The following is a 22752-nucleotide window of genomic DNA, read 5'->3' as shown; positions in this document are numbered from 1 at the left end:
GTATAGTGTTAGAGTTCGCCAATTTATCTCATCAAGCGAGGGATAATTTTCAATGCAATTTTATTAATGGTGTTCTACAATCTATTTCTATCTGTATATACAAGGATTGTATGATGAATCAAACCACACGGATTTGGGTCAATATTCTCTTTTTCTTTCTTACCTATTTGTGCGTTGAAATTATTATTCAAGGCATTTACATCATTATTGCCGATATCCCTATTGAAGGGGATTTAACGCTAACCGAATCGGAGTTTTTGATTACCACTGTTCTGTCGGCGACTATTGCGTCTGTGGTGGTGTATTTTTTTGTCAAACCAAACGACGCTTCGAAGCGGTTGCGAGTTGGGTTAACTGCACCGCATAAGTTACGCGACTTTGCGCTGGGGACAGCCTTAGGTACGATTGTGATGGTATTTGGTTTTGGTGGCCTCCTTGCGTTGGGTGAGATTCAGATTAAAAATATATCATTCGATGTAGTTGATCTCGCTTGCTCAACGGTTGGATTTTTAGCTGTTGCCTATGGCGAAGAGTTGGTTTTTCGTGGTTATCTAATGCGTAAATTACAGCTTAAATACAGTGCGATCACTGCCTTAATTGTATCTTCGATTATCTTTACCATTATGCATTTGGCCAACGACAATATATCGCTTATGGGTGTGCTTGATCTGTTTGTTGCTGGAATAATGCTTGGCGCTATTTTCTTATATACCAAAAACCTGTGGCTGGTAATTGGCTTGCATTTTAGCTGGAACTTCGTACAAAGCCACCTCGGTTTTAATGTTAGTGGTCTCGATTCTTATTCTATTATTGAAACTCAATATGCAGAGCAAAATTTGCTAAATGGTGGAGCTTTTGGTTTTGAGGGCTCTATTCTTTCTACGTTGGCTCAGCTTATTATTTTGATTGGATTATTTTTATTATTCAAAAAGGCGAGTGTGTCTTCAACGCAAACAGCAAGCACTGTCTAAGTACTTGCTGTTTAGCCGCTTAATTAACTGAGATTTGCTCGAATAATTTCATTAACTCTTCGACATGCCATAAGCCAGAAATCTTTCCGTTTTTAAATTCCCAAAGCTCCATGCCGGCGATGTCGAATCGCTTATTAGACGCTGGCGCACCAAATAATGGCGCAGTTTGGGTGCCAACAAATTTCCAGCGTACTAGTGCCTTATTGCCATCAACACTCTTGATAAAGGTGATGTCATGTCGTGAGTCAGGTGCAGCAGCCGCTAGCATTCCAAATAGTGCTACTACATCGTCTGCACTGCTTGGTTTGCTCGGATCGTGGCTATCGTGATCAACGAAGTTATCATCGAAGAAGATACGTAGCTTTTTGGCGTCAAAAGGCTTGGCATCGGCAATCTGATAAAACTCGTGCATCAGCTTTTGCGGCGTTTGTGCATAGCTAGTAGCGCTGAACAGTGCTGCAATTGTCATTATCACTAAGGTAACTTTTTTCATTGACATAATTGTCTCCTAATAATGGTTTACTTGTTTAATTGCTGAGCACTATAATCACCTTAGTTACAAAATGTAAGTAGGTACCAAAAAGTGCGGTACTAACCTAAAGGTAAGAATTTTATGATTAGTGATTCTCAAGAAAAATGCCCATTACAAAAAATGTTAGAGTCGATTGGCGGTAAGTGGAAATTACTGATAATTGCTAATTTAAAAGAGCAAAATGTTGTTCGTTTTAGCGCGCTAAGTCGATTGTTGCCGGGCATTTCACAAAAGGTGTTAACGGCGCAACTGAAAGAATTAGAAGCTGATGGATTCGTGCATCGCGAGGTGTACCCTGAGGTGCCACCGCGTGTCGAGTACAGTTTGACGGCAACCGGAAAGTCGCTCTATCCGGTATTGGATTCTATGGCGGATTGGGCACAAAAAAACCTCTATAGTGAATAGAGGTTTTTTTGAGATTAGGTTTTAATCTTGGCTTGCTACCAAAGCTTGCTCGATATCGGCAAGGATATCGTCGATGTGTTCAATACCAATCGACAGGCGCACCATTTCTTGTTTTACACCCGACTTTTCCAATTCTTCGGCGTTTAACTGGCGATGCGTTGTCGATGCCGGATGACAGGCTAGAGATTTGGCGTCGCCAATGTTAACTAAGCGAGTGACAAGCTCCAGTGCATCGATAAATTTCGCGCCGGATGCTTCGCCACCTTTGATGCCAAAACTAAGAATGGCGCTCGGTTTACCGTTATAGTATTTCTGCGCCAGTTCGTGATCTGGTGAGCTAGATAACCCCGCATAATTTACCCAAGATACCGCTTCGTGATTCTCTAAAAACTCAGCCACTTTTTGGGCGTTTTCGGTATGGCGCTCCATGCGTAGACTTAGCGTTTCTAGGCCCTGCATAATTTGGAACGCATTAAATGGCGTGATAGCAGCCCCCATGTTGCGAAGCGGCACGACGCGAGCGCGGGCGATAAAGGCTGCGGCAGCGAAGGTTTCGACGTAATTAACACCGTGATAAGAAGGATCTGGTGTATTGAGCTGTTCAAAGCGCTGCGGGTGATCGCCCCAAGGGAAGTTACCTGAATCAACGATAATACCGCCGATTGAAGTACCGTGACCGCCAATGTATTTGGTTAGCGAGTGCACGACGATATCTGCACCATGTTCAAATGGTCGGCATAATGCTGGTGTGCCTACTGTGTGATCAACCACTAGTGGAACACCGTGGCGATGGGCAATAGTGGCTAGTTTTTCAATATCGGCGATATTACCTGATGGATTACCAATAGACTCACAGAATACTGCTTTGGTGTTATCGTCAATAAGTTGCTCTAACGCGTCAAAGTCATCATGGGCGACGAAGCGTACTTCAATACCTTGTTTTGGTAGCGTATGGGCAAACAGATTGTAGGTGCCGCCGTATAATTTGCTAATACTAATAATATTGTCACCAACACTGGCTAGTGTTTGAATAGTTGCGGTAATCGCCGCCATACCTGAAGCCATTGCTAACGCGGCAATTCCACCTTCTAGCGCGGCAACGCGTTGTTCTAAAACCGCTTGAGTTGGGTTGCCAATACGGGTGTAGATATTACCTTCTACTTTTAAGTCAAAGAGATCGGCACCGTGCTGAGTGTTATCGAATGCGTAACTAGAGGTTTGGTAAATCGGCACCGCAACAGCTTTAGTAGTGTCTTCTGGTGAATATCCGGCGTGGATGGCGAGCGTTTCTGGTTTCATGGCAACTTCCTTTATTTTTTAGACGTCTATACTGCCATAATAGGTTTGGCAGCAGAAAATTCAACCATTCGTTAGTCGTAAATCGTCTAAGTTATAGCCAGTCTGTAAAACCTGTTTCTTGAAAGCCTAATTAACCTGAGTTCAGTTTAATTATTAAAGGTGGCGACGATACGGGTGATCTGCGTTGATAACTGTTGCACCATCGATTGGCTGGTATTAGAAGATCGCTCGCTACTTTGTTTGAGTTTATCCATCAGTTGATTGAATTCTAGGATGTTACGGCGTTGATTACTGGCATTGGCCACGCCACCTTGCGCTGCAGAAAGTGAAGACTTAGTTTGTTCACTTACTTGCTGTGTCATATTAAGCAATGAATGGGAATCTTGATATTGTTGCTTTGTAGTTTCGCTCATCTTGGTGACATCTGTTGCGAGTTCATTAGATGACGTTTTAAGTTGCTTCATTATTAATAGAATATCTTCGAGTGACTGCTGAGTCTTAATCGATAACTGACGGACTTCATCGGCCACTACCGCAAACCCGCGACCATGCTCTCCAGCGCGAGCCGCTTCAATGGCGGCATTGAGGGCAAGTAAATTGGTTTGCTCTGAGATATTACTAATGACATCGATGATAGTCGTGGCGCTATTAACTGATGATAGCAGTGCTTCAATCGAGTTTTTGCTGTTTTCTATCGCTTTACTAGCAGATTGAGTTGAGGCTATTACCTGCTGTACCCGTTGCTGACTTTCGTCCATTGCAGTTACTGTCGATGAAGCTGACTCTTGAATTTGCACCGAACTTGCATCGACATCATCGGCTAACTCTTTGACTTGTGACATTAATATTTGAGCGTGTTCTACATCGTTAACACCATCACTAATGTGCGCACTTACCCCTTCAAATTCGCTTAGTAATCCAGAGAGTTCTTGTTGCACTGTGTTAAGTTGCTGCTCTTTTTGATGTTGTTCTTGTTCGGTTCGTTCGAGTAATAGATTAAATTTACTTGCGATATCGCCAACTTCAGAACCGTTATCTGCTAAATCGAGCGGCTGGCTTAATTGGCTGTCGACCAGTTGGCTAAAGCCGATGTTGAGCTTTTTAAGTGGCAATAAGATGTGCTTGCGTTGGAAAATCCACGCTAATAAGCCAAAGATGATAAGTATTGCGGTGATTACGGCTTGCACGATATTAACTTGTTGCTTGACGGCTTCTTGCTCGTTTGTAATGGCTAAGCCAAGCTGTTCAAGCTCACCGTCTATGGTTGCTAACACGCTATTTAGCTCATCGATAATGGCGATTTGTGATCGCATGTTTTGTTCTGTTTTTGCGAGTTCTCGAGGGTAACGGTTGAGTAAATCACTAAGTTCACTCATCTGCTCTTCGAGCACGTTTTCTTCTTCATCGTCTTCGAGTGCTGATAATGGATCGTCGTCTTCGTCAATGATGCTAGTTGTATCCGTGGCCCCATAAGCTTCAATACCATTGAGTTTTTTCAGTAGTGCTTTTTGCTGTTCATTGATTTGTTTGATGTAGTTAAGGATTTTTTCTGAACGACTCTCGAAATATTTTTGTCGCTGCGAAGATTGTAAAAAGCTCAATGAGATTAATTCAGACAAAGCATGGGTGTAATCCATCACTTCCTTGGTGTGCTCTTTGGTGTGGTCGAGCAGGTAATTTTCAACACTTACGCCGATTGAGAACACCTCTTGTTCGGCATGCATCAATATTTGCTGTTCGTTACCACTAAGTTTACCTGCGGCGCGGTATTTGTGTTTGATATCGGTATTGAGCTGGCTAACTAACGGCAGTAAGGTATCGCTGTCGTTTGAAAATTGATTCAGAGATTCTTCAATGCTCGCGAGTTTTTCTTCGGCTATCGTGAGTTTAGTGGCGTCGCCACTATTGAGGTAATTGGCGATAATGCGTTGAATATCGATGCTAAATTGCTGACGGATTTTCAGAAAAGATTGTTGGCGAACATCGTGTTCGTGTAAGGTGTTAGCACTCCACCAAAGAGTCGCCGCCAGCGCAATTGCGATCACAAACAGCAGGCTGGTTGATAGTTTGGACAGAGTGGCTATTTTCATATGATAAATCCGTTGTTTTACATACGTGAGCACTATTATGGTGCGATCTATATGACAAATAGATGTCAGTTGTGTGACGGCTGGGTTACTTAAAAATAATGTGTAATAAATTTAGGGTGTTAGATGTTTGAACTAGATGCGCGCTTGGCCAAGGATACTGTGGTAGTTGGTCATTTTCCGTTGTCGGTAGTGTTAATGAGTAGAGATAGTCGTTATCCGTGGTGTATTTTGGTGCCTAAGGTTGCCAACATTACTGAGAGTTATCAGTTGAGTGCTGAGCTGCAGCAACAGTTGTGTGAGGAATCTTCGACCTTAGCTCAGGCGTTAATGACGGAGTTTCATGGCGAGAGTATGAATGTCGCGGCACTTGGTAATGTGGTGTCACAACTGCACGTGCATCACGTGGTACGTTTTAGTGATGATGGCACTTGGCCGGGACCAATTTGGGGGGTAGGTGATGCCGTACCTTTCTCGGAAACAGAATTAGTGACGCGTCAGTCTCGCATTCAATCAATACTTGCAAATAAGCTAGGTTTTAACGCTTAAGTGTTAGGGCCTAGTGATGATGGTGCTTGTGGCTAAATAGCTCGAACTTAGGCAATAGTTCTGCTACAAAAGCACGTGCACCGCGTCTCAGCAATGACCAAGAAATCAAGGTTAAGATAATTGCTAAGCAAATCACTTCAAATAAATTGGTTTCTGAAGCGTGGTCAATATCCAATAATTGCGGCACTGATAAGCTAAGTGTCGCATCTACCGTATATCCTAAGCCAATCACAATACTCGGCAGTAAAATGCTAAATGCCCAAGCTAATTTGTAGCCGTGGCGATGAGCAATAAACTTCAAGAGTTCGATATTAATGGCTGGACCAATCAATAGTAGCGTTAATGCGCTACCTGGACTCCAGCCACTAATTAACATGGCGGCCGCTAAAGGCGTTATGCCCGTGGCGCAAAGTCTAAATGGCAGTGCGATAGCGGCAACTAGCAAAATGTCATACCACTGGGCTTGATGCTGTCCAAAAGTAAGTAAAGTTGCCAGTACTAAACCAACCATTAGCCAAGGCGCTGTGTGATCGAGTAGATGCTCGTAGCCATGACGCAGTGCATGCTTAAGTTTGTTGGCAATTTCATCCTGTTTTTCAGCCTTCACCGGTGGTTGTGATGGAATGAAGCGCGCCAGCATTAGCGCAATACAAATGATAATAATGAGGGCACAGGCTAATCGAACGGCGGTGGTCTCGATTCCAAGTAGTGGCAGAGAAACGAGTAGCGATTCAAAGCCTAAAATTGGCGCAGATACTAAAAATGCTAACGCCATGGTGGCATTAGTCCCTTGTTTTTGCAGCAGCTTATAGGCCTTAGTGGCGTCTGGAATACAAAATGGTAGTGGCAAGCCGAGTAATGCACCGCGTAATGTTTGTGATTTACTTGGCTTTTCAGTGGCAACGTTAATGGAATAACTGTCTGAAAATAGCAGCTTGGTAACGCTTGATAGGAAATACGCGGCAAGTAAAAACGGCGATAGCATTAACGCTAATTCAACCAATAAATCTAATTGTTGATGCGCCTCAGCATTGTCGTGTTCGTGCCCGGTCATCAAAATTATCACTAAACAAATCACCCCTAACAGCGAGCCTAAACCATCGAATTGAGTTGCGGCGTTGGTTTCGCCGTGGTGATGTTCGGCATAAGGACGGTGGAATACCACGTGTAGAACAGAACCCGCGATAAAGCTCTCTAACAATGCTACCGTTTGTGCGTTAACTTGTGGCAGCAGTTGTTCACTCATTACTGAGCCAACGGCTGTACCAATGGCCATTAGTGCTAACACTATTAAAGCGATACCTTTGCCAAAGTGAGGGCGCAACAACCACCAAACGGTTAGGCCGACGGGCAGACGATGAGCGATAACGGCAATGATTAAAGTGAGTTGATCAAACGTGGGGTCTTCAACTAACGCTGTGCCATCGGTGAGGCTGTGGGCAACTAGCCCGAATACGCCAAGGATTAAGGTTGATTTGTGAGTTAACGCGGCAGCTTTGTGAAAAAAGTGCTCTGCTAAGCTGGGGCCAAGTAATCCAAGCCCAACAAATAGAATGCTCCACAAGCCAACGGTTTCAATAGCCTCAGGCAAGATGTGGAAAATGACTAAACCACCGATAACCACAAAGATGAATCCGTCGAACAGGTCGAGCATCTTGGCATGTTTACTTGTGTAGTTGAATAGCAAAGGGCCGATTAACAGCGCCAGTATGCTCAGTAGTAAAATCATTAATAAAGAACGTTAACAAAACAGCGTGATACTATAACATAGCACTCTGCCTCACTCTACTAATTACATGAGAGCTAACGCAAATTTTATGGCGATTTTTTTCGCCAAAAAACTATAGCGTAACGACTTGCTTCGATTCGTTAGATTGTTGTGATGCTTCAATAATTTGCACCATATCAACGGCAAGTTGATTGTCACAAGGTAACGGTGCTTGGTGTCTAATGGTATCAAAGAGGTGGCGATAGAAAGCGCAATAGTCGCCAGCAGGTGAAGGTACTAAGATTTCTTCATCGCTATTGTTGGTATATAAAGAGCCCCAATCATCAATTTGTTCTTTGCCAAATTGATTGTCACACGGAGTGATACCTTTTTTGAGCTGCTGGTGTTGCGGATCTATCCCTTGTTTTATAAAACTTCCCAAATCGCCGTGGATCACAAAGCGCGGGCCAGAATGTTTAACTAATGAGCTGGTGCGTATCTCAACGTTGAGTTTTGGATAAGCTAAACGCAAATAGAAGTTGTCTGGTGCTTTTGCTTTGGCACGTAAAGTAGATACGTCTGCAAAGACACTTTGTGGTTTGCCAAACAAGGTAAGAATTTGCACGATCAAGTTAGGTGCTAGCTCCCATACCGCGCCGCCAAACTGTGGATTATCGCGCCAGTTACTAATGACATTAGGTTGATAGCGGTCAACACGGGCAGAATACGAGTGTAATTTCCCTAACTTTTCATCGTTGATAATTGATTTTATCGCTAAGAAATCACAGTCCCACAAGCGATTGTGAAAACTGGTAATGGTACGGTCATGTTTCTTGGCTAATTCAATTAGGATCTGCGCGTTTTCACTCTTTAAGGCAATAGGTTTTTCAACCACCACATGCTTACCGTGCTCAAGCGCCTTTTTAGCTAAGTCAAAATGGCTGTCATTAGGTGTGGCGATGACTACGAGTTCAATCGTTGGATCGTCAATGACCTGAGTAAACGAGCGCTGACTGCAGCCTCGCGGGAGGCCATTAGATACATTAGAGCGATGAGTCGATACCGCAACTAATTGAAAGTTGGCATCGGCTTGCAACAACGGCAGGTGTAAGTGTTTGCCTGAAGTACCAAAACCGACTAGTGCAGTTTTGATAGGAGTTGTTGGTGACGCTTTGCCCATGGCCAAATTCCAGAGTGAAAAAGATAGCCTAACAGTACCGCAAATTTAAAGGGGGCTTATTGATCAGAATCAAAGTGAATTGAAACTGAATCTCGTTCAATAAAAAGTCAGTATTTATGCTTGTGTACAATTGTTTAAATCACCCGATTGCTGTATTTTATCGGCAATTATAATAACTTCATTTTTATCACTTTTTAGCTAAGGAATAACTCAATGGCATTTGATTTTGGCTCCTCTGGTTTAGGGATTAAGAACCCGTTTAAACAAGAAGGTGTAATTCGCGCCATCGGTGGTTTTATTACCGCTGCAATTGGCCTTTACAGCATCTTTAAAACGACTTCAATTATCGAACAAGATCTGACACAGGCATGGATTTACGCCATCGTTGGTTTGCTGTTATTAGTCGCAGGTTTGCGCCGTGCAGGCAAGGGGCTATTTTTCTTATTCAAATTCTTCGTGGGTCGCTCGGTACCATCATCTCTTGCTTACAACTTTACTCAAAGTGAAGCTGATAACGCTAAGTTAGAAGCTAAGTCGCGTTCGTTGGCTTACAAAGGCGCTGATTTAGAGTCGATGCTAATGGGTCGTAAAAACGTAACCTTCACCGAGCCTAAAGGCTGGATGGGGCGTTTGGTTCACTCAATTTTTCCAAAGCTTATTTTCTTGCCGTATCAATTTCGCAATATCTTGCAGGAAATTGTCTCAGTACTAGTGACCACTATCGTTGCTTTTGTGGCCTTTGGTTTAACTTACTTCGTGTCATCTAGTGGCTTAGCGGGTGAAGCGGGTCATATTATTATTCCTGCCTTCTCATTATTGTTGCTAATTTACCTAGTGGGTGCATGGCGCAGCTCTGCGAATGCGGTACGAATTGATCGCGTTAAAACACTGCAAACAGCAGGTGCGGCCAGTCTGGCAAAAGTGATTGCGTTCTCTATTTTATTCCCTGTAATCATTGGTTTTCTGTACCAATTTATTAATGGCAAAACTAATGGTCAGGCGACAGCAGCTCGCTTGTTTGAAAACGTTGAAATGTTCTCGGCATGGCCTAGTTTGTTATTGTTATTGGGTTTGGGCGCGCTAACTAGTGTGCTAGTGCTTTACATGATTACTGTACGTACTAAAAGCGCTAAGCCAGTGACTGACGTGAGTGAGTTTCGTGAAAACCTGCAAGAGTCTGTTCATCCGAACGAAATTTTCATTAACATCGAAAACATCGTTTTAGCAAATCGTCGATACAAAGAGATCCCAAATCGTACTTATCGCGCATTCGATCCAACGCTAAAAGAAGAGAGCCAAGGCAAGGGGTCTTTTTCTGGTGAGCTATTAGTTGAAACTCAACCTGAGTTTAAACCTGCCCAAGTTGATGGTGCTTTTAAGAGCGCTCGATACGCCAGTACTGTTGTTGGCCAAGTCTTACTGGTTGTTGCCTCTCTATTATTCTTTGGCTTAGCCGATCAAATCGGTACTGCGATTGAATTTGTGAAAGATTTAATGGCTAATCCACCGCGCACTCGTGGCAGTGAAAATGCCGTTATTGCATCGCTACAGCCTATTATCGAAAATGGTTCTGCAATCGCCTTTACTTTCTTAAGTACCTTGTTTATGTGGCAAATCGTATTAACCATTGGCCGCATGTTAGAAAACTTCTCAAATGTTTTCTGGGCTGAATTACAATTTGACTCGCTACTGATGTACATGAAGACCGATGGTACTTTTACGGAATCTAAGATTTCTACAGGTATGTCGATTCACGATTCAACCCGCAGTGAAAACGTAGTGGTTAAGTCGTCGATTACACCATGGGTTGTTAGCTCACGTATTACCAGTAGCACATTCGCAACTGCCGGTAGCCAGAACATTGAAATGCCGCGTTACGTGATGTCGATGCACAAAAACGATAGCGAGTTATCGAGCATTGTTGATGAGATTAAAGGTTTCTTACGCGATCGTGAAAACATTGCTGGTTTCACCAATACTGTTGACTTACAACACGCTGAAAATATCTTAAAAGTTAATGAAGCGTCACGCCATAACCCATCACAATTGGGCCATACGCAAGAAGAGCAAGCTGCTGGTTTCCTTCGCAATGAGCAGCAACAAGAAGGCGAAAAGACAGATTAAGTTGTCGCGCTTACAAAATGTAAACAAATAGTTGCATAAATCTAACGGCTTAACGTTACTTAATATGTTACTTTTAAAAGGCTTGGGTCATTCCAAGCCTTTTTTATTGGGGAGAATTATGAATACAACAATGGACCGGATTGTCAGCTTAGATTTATTACGCGGTATCGCAATCTTAGGCATTCTATTTATGAATATTGTGGCGTTTGCGATGTCATTTGAGGCGTATACTAACGTCAATTTTGATGGCCAGGCGACAGATACTGAAAAAACGGCGTTTATCTTTCAAACGTTACTCGCTAAAGAACGTTTTATTTCGCTGTTTTGCGTGCTGTTTGGTGCCGGCATCGTGATGTTTTTAGAACGCGCCCGCGCTAAAAACTTTGAGCCTTACCCGTTGATGTCTACCCGTTTGGGCTTACTTATCTTGTTTGGTTTCATTCACATTACCGTACTATTTTTCGGTGACATTCTTTTAACCTATGGCTTAACAGGCATCATTATTTACAAATGGAGCGAAAAAGAGCCAGCTCAATTAATGCGTCGTGGTGTTATCTTTATTTTTGTCGGCATGCTGTTATTGATGGGAATTGCGTGGTTAATATCCTTGTTCCCGCAAGACATGATGCAACCAGATCCTGAATTTGCAGCCATGATGAATCCTGTAGGGTCATTTGAGAACTTCTTTAATTACAACTTGATGATGGGAATGAACATGGTATTCCTATTTCCTGTTATTTTCTGGATGACTGCAGGTGGTATGCTGATTGGTATGTCATTAATGAAGCGAGGGTTCTTCAGCCATGGCACGAGTTTAGCCAACGAATTAATTTTGTTTACGCTTGGTGGCGCCTTGAGTGTCTTCCAGCTATACATGATTTTTGAAACGGACTTTAAAAATGCATTATGGACTAACGGGCCGTTAAATTGGGTCGGTGGTTTAATGATGATTCTGGCCGTTGCTTCACGTCTAGTTAAAATTGTTACGGCTAAACCACAGTGGTTAATGTTCTTGCAAAATTGCGGAAAAATGGCCTTTACACTGTATATATTCCAATCGTTGACTATGGCGCTAACCTTCCGAGTGTTCTTAGCTGATAATCACGGCGATTGGTTACTCCATCACTTAATGGCGGTTGCAGGAGTGATGACGGTGATTCAAATTATCTTGGCCAACTTATGGCAAAAATACAAAGGCCAAGGGCCGCTTGAAAAACTATGGCGCGATCAGGTTTATAAAAAAGCGAAACCAATAGCTTAGCCTTTAAATTGTAGTTAGTTGATGTGGTTAACTATAATAGTTGAAATTTCGATCAAAATTAGTACTATGGATTAGTTAGAAAGAATTCATATTAAGGATAGCCATGAAAAATCAGATGCTTAGATTGCTAGCGTTGCTGACTTTTTCGTGGCTATTTGCTTTTTCTGCCCACGCTTTTACTATCACTATTGCCTACAGCGAATACAAACCTTTTATTTCACAGTCTCTGCCTAATAAAGGCGTTTTAAATCACGTTGTAAAACGTGCTTTTGAGCTTGAGAATGTACGGGTTAAGTTTAAAGCAATGTCATCCAGCAAAACCTTTAAGTTAATTGAAGCAGGTAAAGTCGATGCGTCAGTTGGTTGGACTCCAACAGAAGAGCGCAAAGCTTTTGCGACCTTTTCTTCCCCAATTTATTCGCCTAAAGTGGTGCTTTTTTATCGAAAAAGCCACCCTATTCATTGGGAGAAATTACCCACCAATAAGATTCCTGTCTTTGGTGCGACTAAAACCTATTATTACGGTGATGAATTCGCCGACGCACAGCAGCAAGGGCGTATTAAGGTTCAGGTAGCGAACTCAGACAAGATAAATTTCAAAAAACTCATTGGCACCCGTATTGATGCATTTCCAATTGCTGAAGATGTCGGACGCGATATGTTAAAGAGAAAGTTTTCGAAACGTCAGAGTAAAGCCTTGGCCTTCTCTTCAAAACCATTGCTGGTAGAGCCATTATCTGTAATGTTTTCAAAAAAGAATGCAGCGAATCAGCGCTTGCAAAAAAAGTTTGAGCAAGGCCTCGCTAAGCTGAAAAAAAGCGGCGAATATCAAAAACTCATTAATAACTTCAACGCCAGCTTAAGATAACGACAGTGGCGCTTGGTAATATTGGCAATTCATTATAAAATTCGCCGCATTATCAAATTTACGAGTGCTTATTGTGCTAGCAGAGCAACTACAACACCTTATCGATCAAACTGATTTAGATATTCCACAGGCGCATCAGGCGCAACTGGTTTCTTTAGTTCAGTTGCTCAACAAGTGGAACAAAGCGTACAACCTAACCTCAGTACGTGATCCTCGTGAAATGTTAGTTAAACACATTATGGATAGCATTGTGGTGTCCCCGCATTTGGATGGTCAGCGTTTTATTGATGTTGGCACAGGTCCTGGTTTACCGGGGTTGCCATTAGCCATTTTAAACCCGGACAAAGAATTCTTCTTACTCGACAGTTTGGGTAAACGCATTCGCTTTATTAAGCAGGTGATTCACGAATTGGGTTTAAAGAATGTAACACCAGTGCAGTCGCGTGTTGAAGAATTTGAAGATAATCAAGGGTTTGATGGCGTAATTAGTCGTGCATTTGCATCACTGGACGATATGCTCGATTGGTGTCATCATTTACCGCACTCTCAAGGCAAATTTTACGCCTTGAAAGGCCTAGTTCCGCAGGAAGAATTAGACCACTTAAAGGCTGAATTAGCACTCGATGTGATTCACCCACTGACGGTGCCAGAGCTAGAAGGCGAGCGTCACTTAGTTGTGATCAAGCAGGCATAAGACAATAACTTCTCAACAATAAAGGACAAGCTTGTGGCAAGAATTATTGCAGTAGCAAACCAAAAGGGCGGCGTTGGCAAAACCACGACCGCAGTAAACTTGGCTGCGTCTTTAGCTGCCACACGTCGTAAAGTATTACTTATCGATCTCGATCCGCAAGGCAATGCCACCATGGGCAGTGGTGTCGATAAATACGAAGTGCCGACCACAGCTTATGATTTATTAGTGGATGAAATGCCAGTTGAAGAAGTGATTGTTAAAGACACTTCTGGGCATTACGACCTCATTGCTGCCAATGCTGATGTAACAGCTGCAGAAATCAAACTAATTGAATTCTTTGCCCGTGAAATGCGCCTTAAAAACGGTTTAGCACCGATTAAGGATGACTATGATTTCATCTTTATCGATTGTCCACCTGCGTTGAACCTATTAACCATTAATGCGATGTCGGCTGCCGATAGCGTATTAGTACCTATGCAGTGTGAATATTTCGCGCTAGAAGGCTTAACAGCCTTGGTTGATACCATTAGTAAGCTAGCGGCTGTTGTGAATCCTGATTTGGCTATCGAGGGTATTTTACGCACCATGTATGATCCGCGTAATCGCTTAGCCAACGATGTTTCTGATCAGCTAAAACAGCACTTTGGCGAAAAAGTTTATCGCACCGTTATTCCGCGTAACGTGCGTTTAGCTGAAGCGCCTAGTTTTGGTGCACCAGCGATGTATTACGACAAATCGTCTACAGGCTCTAAAGCCTACTTAGCACTTGCCGGTGAAATGTTACGACGCGCCGAACAAGAACCAGAAAAACCTTTGGCGGGCTAGCCAGCCAACCATCAAAAATAAAAATAGAGTTTAAATAAAGATGTCAGTTAAAAAGCGTGGTTTAGGTAAGAGTTTAGACGCCCTATTAAGTACTAGTAATACCGCACGTACCAAACAAGTAGAAGCCGATAAGCAAGCGCAACCTGTTGTCGAAGAGCAAGAAGGCGAACTGCGCCAATTGCCAGTAGAATTTTTACAACGCGGTGAATATCAGCCACGTAAAGACATGTCTGAAGATGCATTAGATGATCTGGCGAGCTCTATTAAAACTCAGGGCATTATTCAGCCGATTATCGTGCGTCAGCTCGACGATAGCGATAAATACGAGATTATTGCTGGTGAGCGCCGTTGGCGTGCTGCACAGCTTGCACAATTAAGTGAAGTGCCGTGTTTAGTGAAAGAAGTTGACGATCAATCAACCATGGCTATGGCACTTATCGAGAACATTCAGCGCGAAGATCTCAATGCGATGGAAGAAGCCGTTGCTTTAGATCGCTTGATTAACGAATTTGAACTGACTCATCAGCAAGTGGCCGATGAAGTGGGTAAATCTCGTACTACAGTAAGTAATCTTTTACGACTTAATACATTAAATGACGATGTTAAGTTGCTATTAGAGCGCGGTGATATCGATATGGGGCATGCCCGTGCATTGCTTGGTTTATCGGGTGAATTACAAAGTGAAAATGCCCGTGTTGTAGCGGATAAAAGCCTGACGGTACGCGAAACTGAGCGTTTAGTGCAAAAAGCGCTTAAAGGCGAACCTGAGAAAAAAGAAAAAGCCGTTGATCCTAATATCGCTAGCCTACAACAACGCCTAACCGATCATTTAGGTGCCAAAGTCGCCATTAACGACAATGGCAAAGGTAAAGGTAAACTGGTTATTTCTTATACTTCAAATGACGAACTTGAAGGTGTGTTAGCTCACCTAAAACTGCAAGATTAGTCATTTTAATTGGTGATATCGCCGATAGGCTTAATTGATGTCTTCGGTGAGGTCACTTTTTAGTCATAATTCATGAATAAAAATTTCCTAACTCTGTGAAATTTTTGTTAATCATCCCTTAGAGATCCGATCTGGCCTTTGTTTGGTGATTTTCACGAATGTGTAACACAATATGTAGTGGGGCATCCTCCTTTAGTCTCAAATTCTGTATTATTATGTCAAAACACCCCTTGATTCAGTTGCAATATTAGCCAGAAAACGTATACTTCCGCATGCTTTTTTCGGCGCAGTATATTGAGTTATTTTTCATAAGATGGCTCATCACTAAGATAAGCAAGTTGCGGAGTAAATAAATTGGTCAAAAAGCTGGCTTCTAAAGGTCGATCAACAGCCTATAAGTTGATTGGTCTTCAAACGGTTGCCGTGTTATTGGCTTCACTTATTTTCTTCCTAACAAATGGCAAAATGGCAGCAGTATCAGCACTTTGTGGTGGATTGATTTCTATTTTCCCAAACTTTGTTTTTGCAACTTTAGCTTTTCGCAATGCCGGAGCGAGCGCCTCACGAGAAATCCTGAGTGATTTCTTTAAAGGCGAAGCACTCAAGCTTGTTTTAGTGATAGTGCTATTTTGGGTGGTGTTTAAGACTTTGGACGTGATTTATTTGCCACTATTCGTTACATACGCGTTGGCAATTGTTCTTCATTGGCTTTCACCATTAATTTTTAAATCCAAAAAAGTGGGATAGAAGATGTCTGCATCTGATACTGGTGGACCTCAAACATCTGGCGATTACATTCTTCATCACCTTCATAATTTGCAGGTTGGTGATACTAGTAGTTTCTGGCATGTTAATCTGGATTCGCTCATTTTTTCGGTTGGCCTTGGTTTACTTTTCCTATGGATCTTCCGCTCTGCTGCTAAAAAAGCAACGACGGGCGTTCCTGGTAAATTCCAATGTTTTATCGAAATGACTATTGAGTTCGTTGACGCTACTGTCAAAGATACATTCCATGGTAAAAGTGCGCTTATTGCTCCTCTTTCATTGACTATATTCGTGTGGATTGTTCTCATGAATACAATGGATTTAATCCCTGTTGACTGGTTGCCAATGGCTTCTCAAGCAATGGGTGTTGAGTACATGCGTGTGGTACCTACGACTGATCCTAACATTACGCTAGGTATGTCTCTCAGTGTATTTGCTCTAATGATTTTCTACAGCATCAAGATGAAAGGTCTTGGTGGGTTTGCAAAAGAACTAACTATGCAGCCATTTAATCATTGGGCATTCATCCCAGTAAACTTAGTGATGGAAGTGGTGGCGTTAATCGCTAAGCCAATTTCATTGGGTCTACGTTTATTCGGAAACATGTACGCTGGTGAAATGATCTTCTTCTTGATCGCGCTACTTGGCGTGTTCCAACTACCGTTACATTTCGTATGGGCAGTGTTCCATATCATGGTAGTTTTATTACAAGCGTTTATTTTCATGATGTTAACCATCGTGTACTTAAGCATGTCTTGTGAAGATCACTAATAGTTAATTATCGATTTCTTCGCCCTGTTACTACATGAAACACGGCCAATCAGTAATTAACAAATGAAACAAATTTAATTTTTTATTTTTAACTTTAAAAACTCTATCTGGAGAAACTAATGGAAACTATCTTAGGTTTTACAGCAATCGCAGTAGCACTACTAATCGGTCTTGGTGCACTAGGTACAGCAATCGGCTTTGGTATTTTAGGTGGCAAATTCTTGGAAGGCGCTGCGCGTCAACCAGAAATGGCTCCAATGCTACAAGTTAAAATGTTCATCGTTGCTGGTCTTATCGATGCGATCGCGATGATCGGTGTTGGTATCGCTATGTACATGCTGTTCACTAACCCACTAGCTGCATTCTTGGCTTAATAAACGACCTCTTTTAAATTAACTAGAGGAGTGACGTTATGAATATGAACGCAACCCTATTAGGTCAATCAATTGCTTTTGCAGTGTTCGTTATATTTTGTATGAAATATATCTGGCCACCGTTAATGAGTGCAATTGAAGCGCGTCAAGCAAAAATTGCTGACGGTTTGGCCTCTGCTGAACGTGCAACTAAAGATTTAGAGCTAGCGCAAGCTTCTGCTAAAGATCAACTGAAAGATGCAAAAGCGGAAGCTGCTGCAATCGTTGAAGCAGCTAACAAGCGCAAAGCACAAATCGTTGACGAAGCAAAAACTGCTGCTATGACTGAGCGCGATAAAATCATCGCATCTGGTTATGCAGAAGTAGAAGCAGAACGCAACCGTGCAAAAGAAGACCTACGCCAACAAGTTGCTACTTTAGCAATTGCTGGTGCTGAGAAAATTCTTGAGCGCTCAATCGATGAAGCTGCGGCGAACGACATTGTTGAAAAACTTGTCGGCGAGCTGTAATAGAGGATAAGAGTAATGGCTGAATTCACTACCATCGCTCGTCCTTATGCTAAAGCAGCATTCGATTTTGCTGTTGAGAGCAACAATGTTGACTCGTGGTTAGAAATGATCACTTTTATGGGTCAAGTAGCATCTGATGATGCCGTTGTTTCTATGCTTAAAGCTACCACTGCTGCTAACGAAGCAGCTGACTTAATGATTAAGATCGGTGGCGAGCAACTCAACGAAAATGGTCAGAACTTAATGAAAGTTATGGCTCAAAATGAACGTTTATTAGTACTTCCTGAAGTGTCAGTACTATTTGCTGAGTTCGTTGACGCGTACAAACAGCAAGTAGATGCAGATGTTATTTCTGCTACTGAACTAAATGACGCACAACAAGCTGAATTAGCCGCGTCACTTGAAAAGCGTTTAGGACGTAAAGTTAAGCTAAACGTAAGTATTGATAAATCTCTGGTTGCTGGCGTAATTGTCCGTGTTGAAGATCTCCTAATTGATGGATCTATCCGCGGTAAATTAGAACGTCTTGGCAATCAGCTGCAATCGTAATTGGGGATTAGAGCATGCAACTAAATTCCACTGAGATCAGTGATCTGATCAAACAACGTATCGAACAATTCGAAGTTGTTAGTGAAGCTCGTAACGAAGGTACTATCGTTTCTGTAAGTGACGGTATCTTACGCATCAACGGCCTAGCGGACGTGATGCAAGGCGAGATGATTGAATTACCAGGCAGTCGCTACGCGATCGCGCTTAACTTAGAGCGTGATTCAGTAGGTGCGGTTGTTATGGGTCCTTACGCTGACCTAGCTGAAGGCGTAAAAGTAAAATCTACAGGCCGTATCCTTGAAGTACCAGTAGGCCGTGGTCTACTAGGTCGTGTTGTAAACACTCTAGGTGAGCCAATCGATGGTAAAGGCGCTATCGATAACGATGGTTACTCTCCAGTAGAAGTTATCGCTCCTGGTGTAATCGACCGTCAATCAGTTGATGAGCCAGTACAAACTGGTATTAAAGCAATCGATACTATGATCCCAGTTGGTCGTGGTCAGCGTGAGCTTATCATCGGTGACCGTCAAACAGGTAAAACTGCGATCGCTATCGACGCTATCATTGCTCAGAAGAACTCTGGCATTAAGTGTGTATACGTAGCTATCGGTCAAAAAGCTTCTACTATTGCAAACGTTGTACGTAAGCTAGAAGAGCACGGCGCATTAGAAAACACTATTGTTGTTGTTGCATCTGCTGCTGAAGCTGCTGCACTTCAATACCTAGCACCTTACTCAGGTTGTGCTATGGGTGAGTACTTCCGTGACCGCGGTGAAGATGCACTAATCGTATATGATGATCTGTCTAAGCAAGCTGTTGCTTACCGTCAAATCTCTCTACTTTTACGTCGTCCACCAGGCCGTGAAGCATACCCAGGTGACGTATTCTACTTACACTCGCGTCTACTAGAGCGTGCTGCTCGCGTAAACGTTGATTACGTAGAAAAATTCACTAACGGTGAAGTAAAAGGTCAAACCGGTTCTTTAACTGCGCTACCTATCATCGAAACTCAAGCGGGTGACGTTTCTGCATTCGTACCTACTAACGTAATCTCGATTACCGATGGTCAAATCTTCTTAGAAACTGACCTATTTAACTCAGGCTTACGTCCTGCTGTTAACCCAGGTATCTCGGTATCTCGTGTTGGTGGTGCTGCACAAACTAAGATCATCAAGAAACTGTCTGGTGGTATCCGTACTGCACTAGCACAATACCGCGAACTAGCGGCGTTTGCTCAGTTCTCTTCTGATCTAGATGACGCAACTCGTGCTCAGTTAGAGCATGGTCAACGTGTAACTGAATTAATGAAGCAAAAACAATACGCTCCACAAAGCGTAGCCGAGCAAGGCGTTGTTGTTTTCGCAGCAGAAAAAGGTTACTTGAAAGATGTTGAAATCAACAAAGTTGTCGATTTTGAAGCGTCTCTACTTTCTTACGCAAACAGCGAAGGTAGCGAGCTGCTAGCTAAGATCAACGAAAAAGGCGCATACGACGCTGACATCGAAGCTGGTCTTAAAGCACTGCTAGATAACTTCGTAGCGACTCAGACTTACTAAGTCGGTGATAGGTGTTGGCAACAACACCTAACTAACTGGAGAAAGAAGAGATGGCTGGCGGAAAAGAGATAAAAACTAAGATCGCGAGTGTTAAAAACACTCAGAAGATCACTAGCGCAATGGAAATGGTTGCTGCAAGTAAAATGCGTCGTCTACAAGATCGCATGAATGCTTCGCGTCCATATGCCACTAACATGCGCCAAGTGATTAGTCATATCGCTGAAGGTAACTTGGAATACCGTCACTCTTATTTAGAAGAGCGTGATGTGAAACGCGTTGGTTACATCGTGATTTCAAGTGATCGTGGCCTTTGTGGCGGCTTAAACATTAACTTGTTTAAGAAAGTTACCAAAGATGCTGGTGAGTGGACGACTAAAGGTGCTGAAGTTAAATTCGCACTAATTGGTTCGAAAGCTATTAGCTTCTTCAACAGCTTCGGTAATGGCGACGTAGTTGCACAAACTTCTGGTTTGGGTGATACGCCTTCATTAAACGAGCTGATTGGTAACGTGCAGGTCATGTTAAAAGCATATGACGAAGGTGAGTTGGACCGTCTATACGTGGTACACAACAAGTTTGTGAACACTATGGTTCAAGAACCATCGATCGATCAACTACTACCTTTGCCGAAACAAGAAGGTAACACTGAGCAATCTCATCATTGGGATTACCTCTACGAGCCAGACGCGAAAGAGCTATTAGATGTTCTATTAACGCGTTACGTAGAGTCTCAGGTATATCAAGGTGTTGTAGAAAACGTAGCTTGTGAAATGGCTGCGCGTATGATGGCTATGAAAAACGCCACAGACAACGCATCAGACTTGATTGACGATTTACAACTTGTTTACAACAAAGCACGTCAGGCGAGCATCACTCAAGAGCTGAGTGAAATCGTAGCCGGCGCGGCGGCTGTTTAGGCATTGGCTTAATAAACTTTGAGGATAGATCATGAGTTTAGGTAACGTAGTACAGGTAATCGGCGCGGTTGTGGATGTAGAATTCCCACAAGAGTCGGTACCAAAAGTATTTGACGCACTAAAAGTAACTAACGAAGGTTACAACCTAGTGCTAGAAGTTCAGCAACAGCTGGGCGGCGGCGTAGTTCGTACTATCGCCATGGGTTCATCTGACGGTTTACGTCGTGGCCTAACAGTAGAAAACACAGAACGTCCAATTACAGTACCAGTTGGTACTCAAACACTTGGTCGTATCATGGACGTTTTAGGTAACCCAATTGATGAAGCGGGTCCTATTGGTGAAGAAGAGCGTTGGGAAATCCACCGCGAAGCGCCAAGCTACGAAGAACAATCAAACTCTAACGATCTGTTAGAAACTGGTATCAAAGTAATCGACCTTGTATGTCCATTCGCTAAGGGTGGTAAAGTTGGTCTATTCGGTGGTGCTGGTGTAGGTAAAACCGTAAACATGATGGAACTTATCCGTAACATCGCGATCGAGCACAGTGGTTACTCTGTATTCGCTGGTGTTGGTGAGCGTACTCGTGAGGGTAACGATTTCTACCATGAGATGAACGAATCTAACGTACTTGATAAAGTATCGCTAGTTTACGGTCAAATGAATGAGCCACCAGGAAACCGTTTACGCGTAGCATTAACGGGCCTAACTATGGCTGAGAAGTTCCGTGACGAAGGTCGTGACGTACTACTTTTCGTAGATAACATCTACCGTTACACACTAGCTGGTACTGAGGTATCTGCACTTCTAGGTCGTATGCCATCAGCGGTAGGTTACCAACCGACTCTTGCTGAAGAAATGGGTGTACTACAGGAGCGTATTACTTCAACTAAGAAAGGTTCTATCACTTCTATCCAAGCGGTATACGTACCTGCGGATGACTTGACTGACCCATCTCCAGCAACTACCTTCGCTCACTTAGATGCGACTGTTGTACTTTCTCGTGACATCGCTGCTCGTGGTATCTACCCAGCAATCGATCCACTAGATTCAACGTCTCGTCAGCTTGACCCATTAGTTGTTGGTCAAGAGCACTACGACATTGCACAAAACGTACAAAACACGTTGCAACGTTACAAAGAGCTAAAAGACATCATCGCGATCCTAGGTATGGATGAGCTATCTGAAGAAGATAAGCAAACTGTAACTCGTGCTCGTAAGATTGAGCGTTTCCTATCTCAACCGTTCTTCGTTGCTGAAGTATTCACTGGCGCGCCAGGTAAATACGTAGCACTTAAAGATACTATCGCAGGATTCAAAGGCATCTTAGCTGGCGAATACGACGACATGCCAGAGCAAGCGTTCTACATGGTTGGTAGCATCGACGAAGCAATTGAGAAAGCAAACAAGCTTTAATCGCTTAGGAGACAACTATGGCTGCTATGACTGTACATCTTGATGTTGTTAGCGCGGAAGGGCAATTATTCTCTGGTCGCGTAGAATCTTTACAGGTTTCTGGTGATGCAGGTGATTTAGGTATTATGCCTGGTCACGCGCCATTACTAACAAGCATCAAGCCCGGCATGGTTCGCCTAGTAAAACAGAACGGCGAGGAAGAGGTAATCTTCCTTTCTGGCGGTATTCTTGAAGTTCAACCATCACTAGTTAACATCCTTGCTGATGTAGCTATCCGTGGTGATGATCTTGACGAAGAAGCGGCTGTTGAAGCTAAGCGTCTTGCTGAAGAAAACATTAACAATCACTCAGGTGAAATGGACTACGCAGAAGCGGCTAAGCAATTAGCACAAGCGGTAGCTCAACTACGTGTACTAGAGATGGTACGCAAAAAGTAAGCCTTTGGGTT

Annotated in this window: 23 protein-coding genes; 18 read left to right on the top strand and 5 right to left on the bottom strand. The window is 43.0% G+C overall.

Annotated elements, in window-relative coordinates; genetic code table 11:
- Window positions 1–5: 5 nt before the first annotated feature.
- Window positions 6–971, top strand: coding sequence for a CPBP family intramembrane glutamic endopeptidase (locus MHM98_RS18975; RefSeq protein WP_239440373.1), 966 nt, complete (start codon window positions 6–8; stop codon window positions 969–971).
- A gap of 19 nt (window positions 972–990) precedes the next feature.
- Here the strand turns inward: MHM98_RS18975 and MHM98_RS16015 are convergent, their stop codons facing one another.
- A complete protein-coding gene (locus MHM98_RS16015; RefSeq protein WP_239440372.1) occupies window positions 991–1470 on the bottom strand; it encodes an ester cyclase in 480 nt (159 codons plus the stop codon).
- 114 nt (window positions 1471–1584) lie between these two features.
- Between MHM98_RS16015 and MHM98_RS16010 the strand changes: the two genes are divergently transcribed.
- Complete coding sequence (locus tag MHM98_RS16010) at window positions 1585–1908, top strand: helix-turn-helix domain-containing protein (RefSeq protein WP_239440371.1); 324 nt, start codon at window positions 1585–1587, stop codon at window positions 1906–1908.
- Between the two features lie 21 nt (window positions 1909–1929).
- Here the strand turns inward: MHM98_RS16010 and MHM98_RS16005 are convergent, their stop codons facing one another.
- Both MHM98_RS16005 and MHM98_RS16000 read right to left on the bottom strand, forming a co-directional pair.
- Entirely contained in the window at window positions 1930–3207 is a 1278-nt protein-coding gene (locus tag MHM98_RS16005) for a bifunctional O-acetylhomoserine aminocarboxypropyltransferase/cysteine synthase (protein ID WP_239440370.1), read from the bottom strand.
- A 146-nt stretch (window positions 3208–3353) separates the two neighbouring features.
- A complete protein-coding gene (locus MHM98_RS16000) occupies window positions 3354–5297 on the bottom strand; it encodes a methyl-accepting chemotaxis protein (protein ID WP_239440369.1) in 1944 nt (647 codons plus the stop codon).
- Window positions 5298–5420: 123 nt separating this feature from the next.
- Here MHM98_RS16000 and MHM98_RS15995 point away from each other — a divergent pair, with 123 nt between their 5' ends.
- Complete coding sequence (locus MHM98_RS15995; protein ID WP_239440368.1) at window positions 5421–5843, top strand: HIT domain-containing protein; 423 nt, start codon at window positions 5421–5423, stop codon at window positions 5841–5843.
- A 10-nt stretch (window positions 5844–5853) separates the two neighbouring features.
- Here MHM98_RS15995 and MHM98_RS15990 read toward each other — a convergent pair whose 3' ends face one another.
- Window positions 5854–7572, bottom strand: coding sequence for a permease (locus tag MHM98_RS15990; protein ID WP_239440367.1), 1719 nt, complete (start codon window positions 7570–7572; stop codon window positions 5854–5856).
- A 112-nt stretch (window positions 7573–7684) separates the two neighbouring features.
- Window positions 7685–8731 carry a Gfo/Idh/MocA family oxidoreductase gene (locus MHM98_RS15985; protein ID WP_239440366.1) on the bottom strand — a complete coding sequence of 349 codons (1047 nt, stop codon included), beginning with the start codon at window positions 8729–8731 and terminating at the stop codon, window positions 7685–7687.
- A 213-nt stretch (window positions 8732–8944) separates the two neighbouring features.
- Here MHM98_RS15985 and MHM98_RS15980 point away from each other — a divergent pair, with 213 nt between their 5' ends.
- The 15 genes from MHM98_RS15980 (at window position 8945) to MHM98_RS15910 (ending at window position 22741) form a co-directional block, all read left to right on the top strand.
- A complete protein-coding gene (locus tag MHM98_RS15980; protein WP_239440365.1) occupies window positions 8945–10855 on the top strand; it encodes a hypothetical protein in 1911 nt (636 codons plus the stop codon).
- Window positions 10856–10973: 118 nt separating this feature from the next.
- A complete protein-coding gene (locus tag MHM98_RS15975; protein WP_239440364.1) occupies window positions 10974–12116 on the top strand; it encodes a DUF418 domain-containing protein in 1143 nt (380 codons plus the stop codon).
- Between the two features lie 103 nt (window positions 12117–12219).
- Window positions 12220–12984 (top strand): transporter substrate-binding domain-containing protein, encoded by a 765-nt coding sequence (locus MHM98_RS15970; protein ID WP_239440363.1) that lies wholly within the window; start codon window positions 12220–12222, stop codon window positions 12982–12984.
- A 73-nt stretch (window positions 12985–13057) separates the two neighbouring features.
- Window positions 13058–13678, top strand: coding sequence for a 16S rRNA (guanine(527)-N(7))-methyltransferase RsmG (gene rsmG / locus MHM98_RS15965; protein WP_239440362.1), 621 nt, complete (start codon window positions 13058–13060; stop codon window positions 13676–13678).
- A 33-nt stretch (window positions 13679–13711) separates the two neighbouring features.
- Window positions 13712–14503 carry a ParA family protein gene (locus tag MHM98_RS15960; RefSeq protein ID WP_239440361.1) on the top strand — a complete coding sequence of 264 codons (792 nt, stop codon included), beginning with the start codon at window positions 13712–13714 and terminating at the stop codon, window positions 14501–14503.
- Between the two features lie 40 nt (window positions 14504–14543).
- Window positions 14544–15449, top strand: coding sequence for a ParB/RepB/Spo0J family partition protein (locus MHM98_RS15955; protein WP_239440360.1), 906 nt, complete (start codon window positions 14544–14546; stop codon window positions 15447–15449).
- 354 nt (window positions 15450–15803) lie between these two features.
- The gene (locus MHM98_RS15950; protein WP_239440359.1) at window positions 15804–16196 is read left to right on the top strand and encodes an ATP synthase subunit I; all 393 of its coding nucleotides are present in this window, start codon (window positions 15804–15806) and stop codon (window positions 16194–16196) included.
- Window positions 16197–16199: 3 nt separating this feature from the next.
- A complete protein-coding gene (gene atpB, locus MHM98_RS15945) occupies window positions 16200–16985 on the top strand; it encodes a F0F1 ATP synthase subunit A (RefSeq protein ID WP_239440358.1) in 786 nt (261 codons plus the stop codon).
- A gap of 119 nt (window positions 16986–17104) precedes the next feature.
- Entirely contained in the window at window positions 17105–17359 is a 255-nt protein-coding gene (atpE, locus tag MHM98_RS15940) for a F0F1 ATP synthase subunit C (protein ID WP_239440357.1), read from the top strand.
- Between the two features lie 38 nt (window positions 17360–17397).
- The gene (gene atpF / locus MHM98_RS15935; protein ID WP_239440356.1) at window positions 17398–17868 is read left to right on the top strand and encodes a F0F1 ATP synthase subunit B; all 471 of its coding nucleotides are present in this window, start codon (window positions 17398–17400) and stop codon (window positions 17866–17868) included.
- Window positions 17869–17883: 15 nt separating this feature from the next.
- Window positions 17884–18417: a F0F1 ATP synthase subunit delta gene (atpH, locus tag MHM98_RS15930; RefSeq protein WP_239440355.1), complete on the top strand. Its 534-nt coding sequence runs from the start codon at window positions 17884–17886 to the stop codon at window positions 18415–18417.
- Between the two features lie 14 nt (window positions 18418–18431).
- A complete protein-coding gene (atpA, locus tag MHM98_RS15925; RefSeq protein ID WP_239440354.1) occupies window positions 18432–19973 on the top strand; it encodes a F0F1 ATP synthase subunit alpha in 1542 nt (513 codons plus the stop codon).
- A 50-nt stretch (window positions 19974–20023) separates the two neighbouring features.
- Window positions 20024–20890 carry a F0F1 ATP synthase subunit gamma gene (gene atpG / locus MHM98_RS15920; protein WP_239440353.1) on the top strand — a complete coding sequence of 289 codons (867 nt, stop codon included), beginning with the start codon at window positions 20024–20026 and terminating at the stop codon, window positions 20888–20890.
- 31 nt (window positions 20891–20921) lie between these two features.
- Entirely contained in the window at window positions 20922–22304 is a 1383-nt protein-coding gene (gene atpD, locus MHM98_RS15915; RefSeq protein ID WP_239440352.1) for a F0F1 ATP synthase subunit beta, read from the top strand.
- A gap of 17 nt (window positions 22305–22321) precedes the next feature.
- Window positions 22322–22741, top strand: coding sequence for a F0F1 ATP synthase subunit epsilon (locus tag MHM98_RS15910; RefSeq protein WP_239440351.1), 420 nt, complete (start codon window positions 22322–22324; stop codon window positions 22739–22741).
- Window positions 22742–22752 lie beyond the last annotated feature (11 nt).

Source organism: Psychrobium sp. MM17-31 (assembly GCF_022347785.1).
Classification (GTDB): Bacteria; Pseudomonadota; Gammaproteobacteria; order Enterobacterales; family Psychrobiaceae; genus Psychrobium.
The sequence above is the reverse complement of the archived record's forward strand: the minus strand, read 5'-3'. Positions and strand labels throughout refer to the sequence as shown.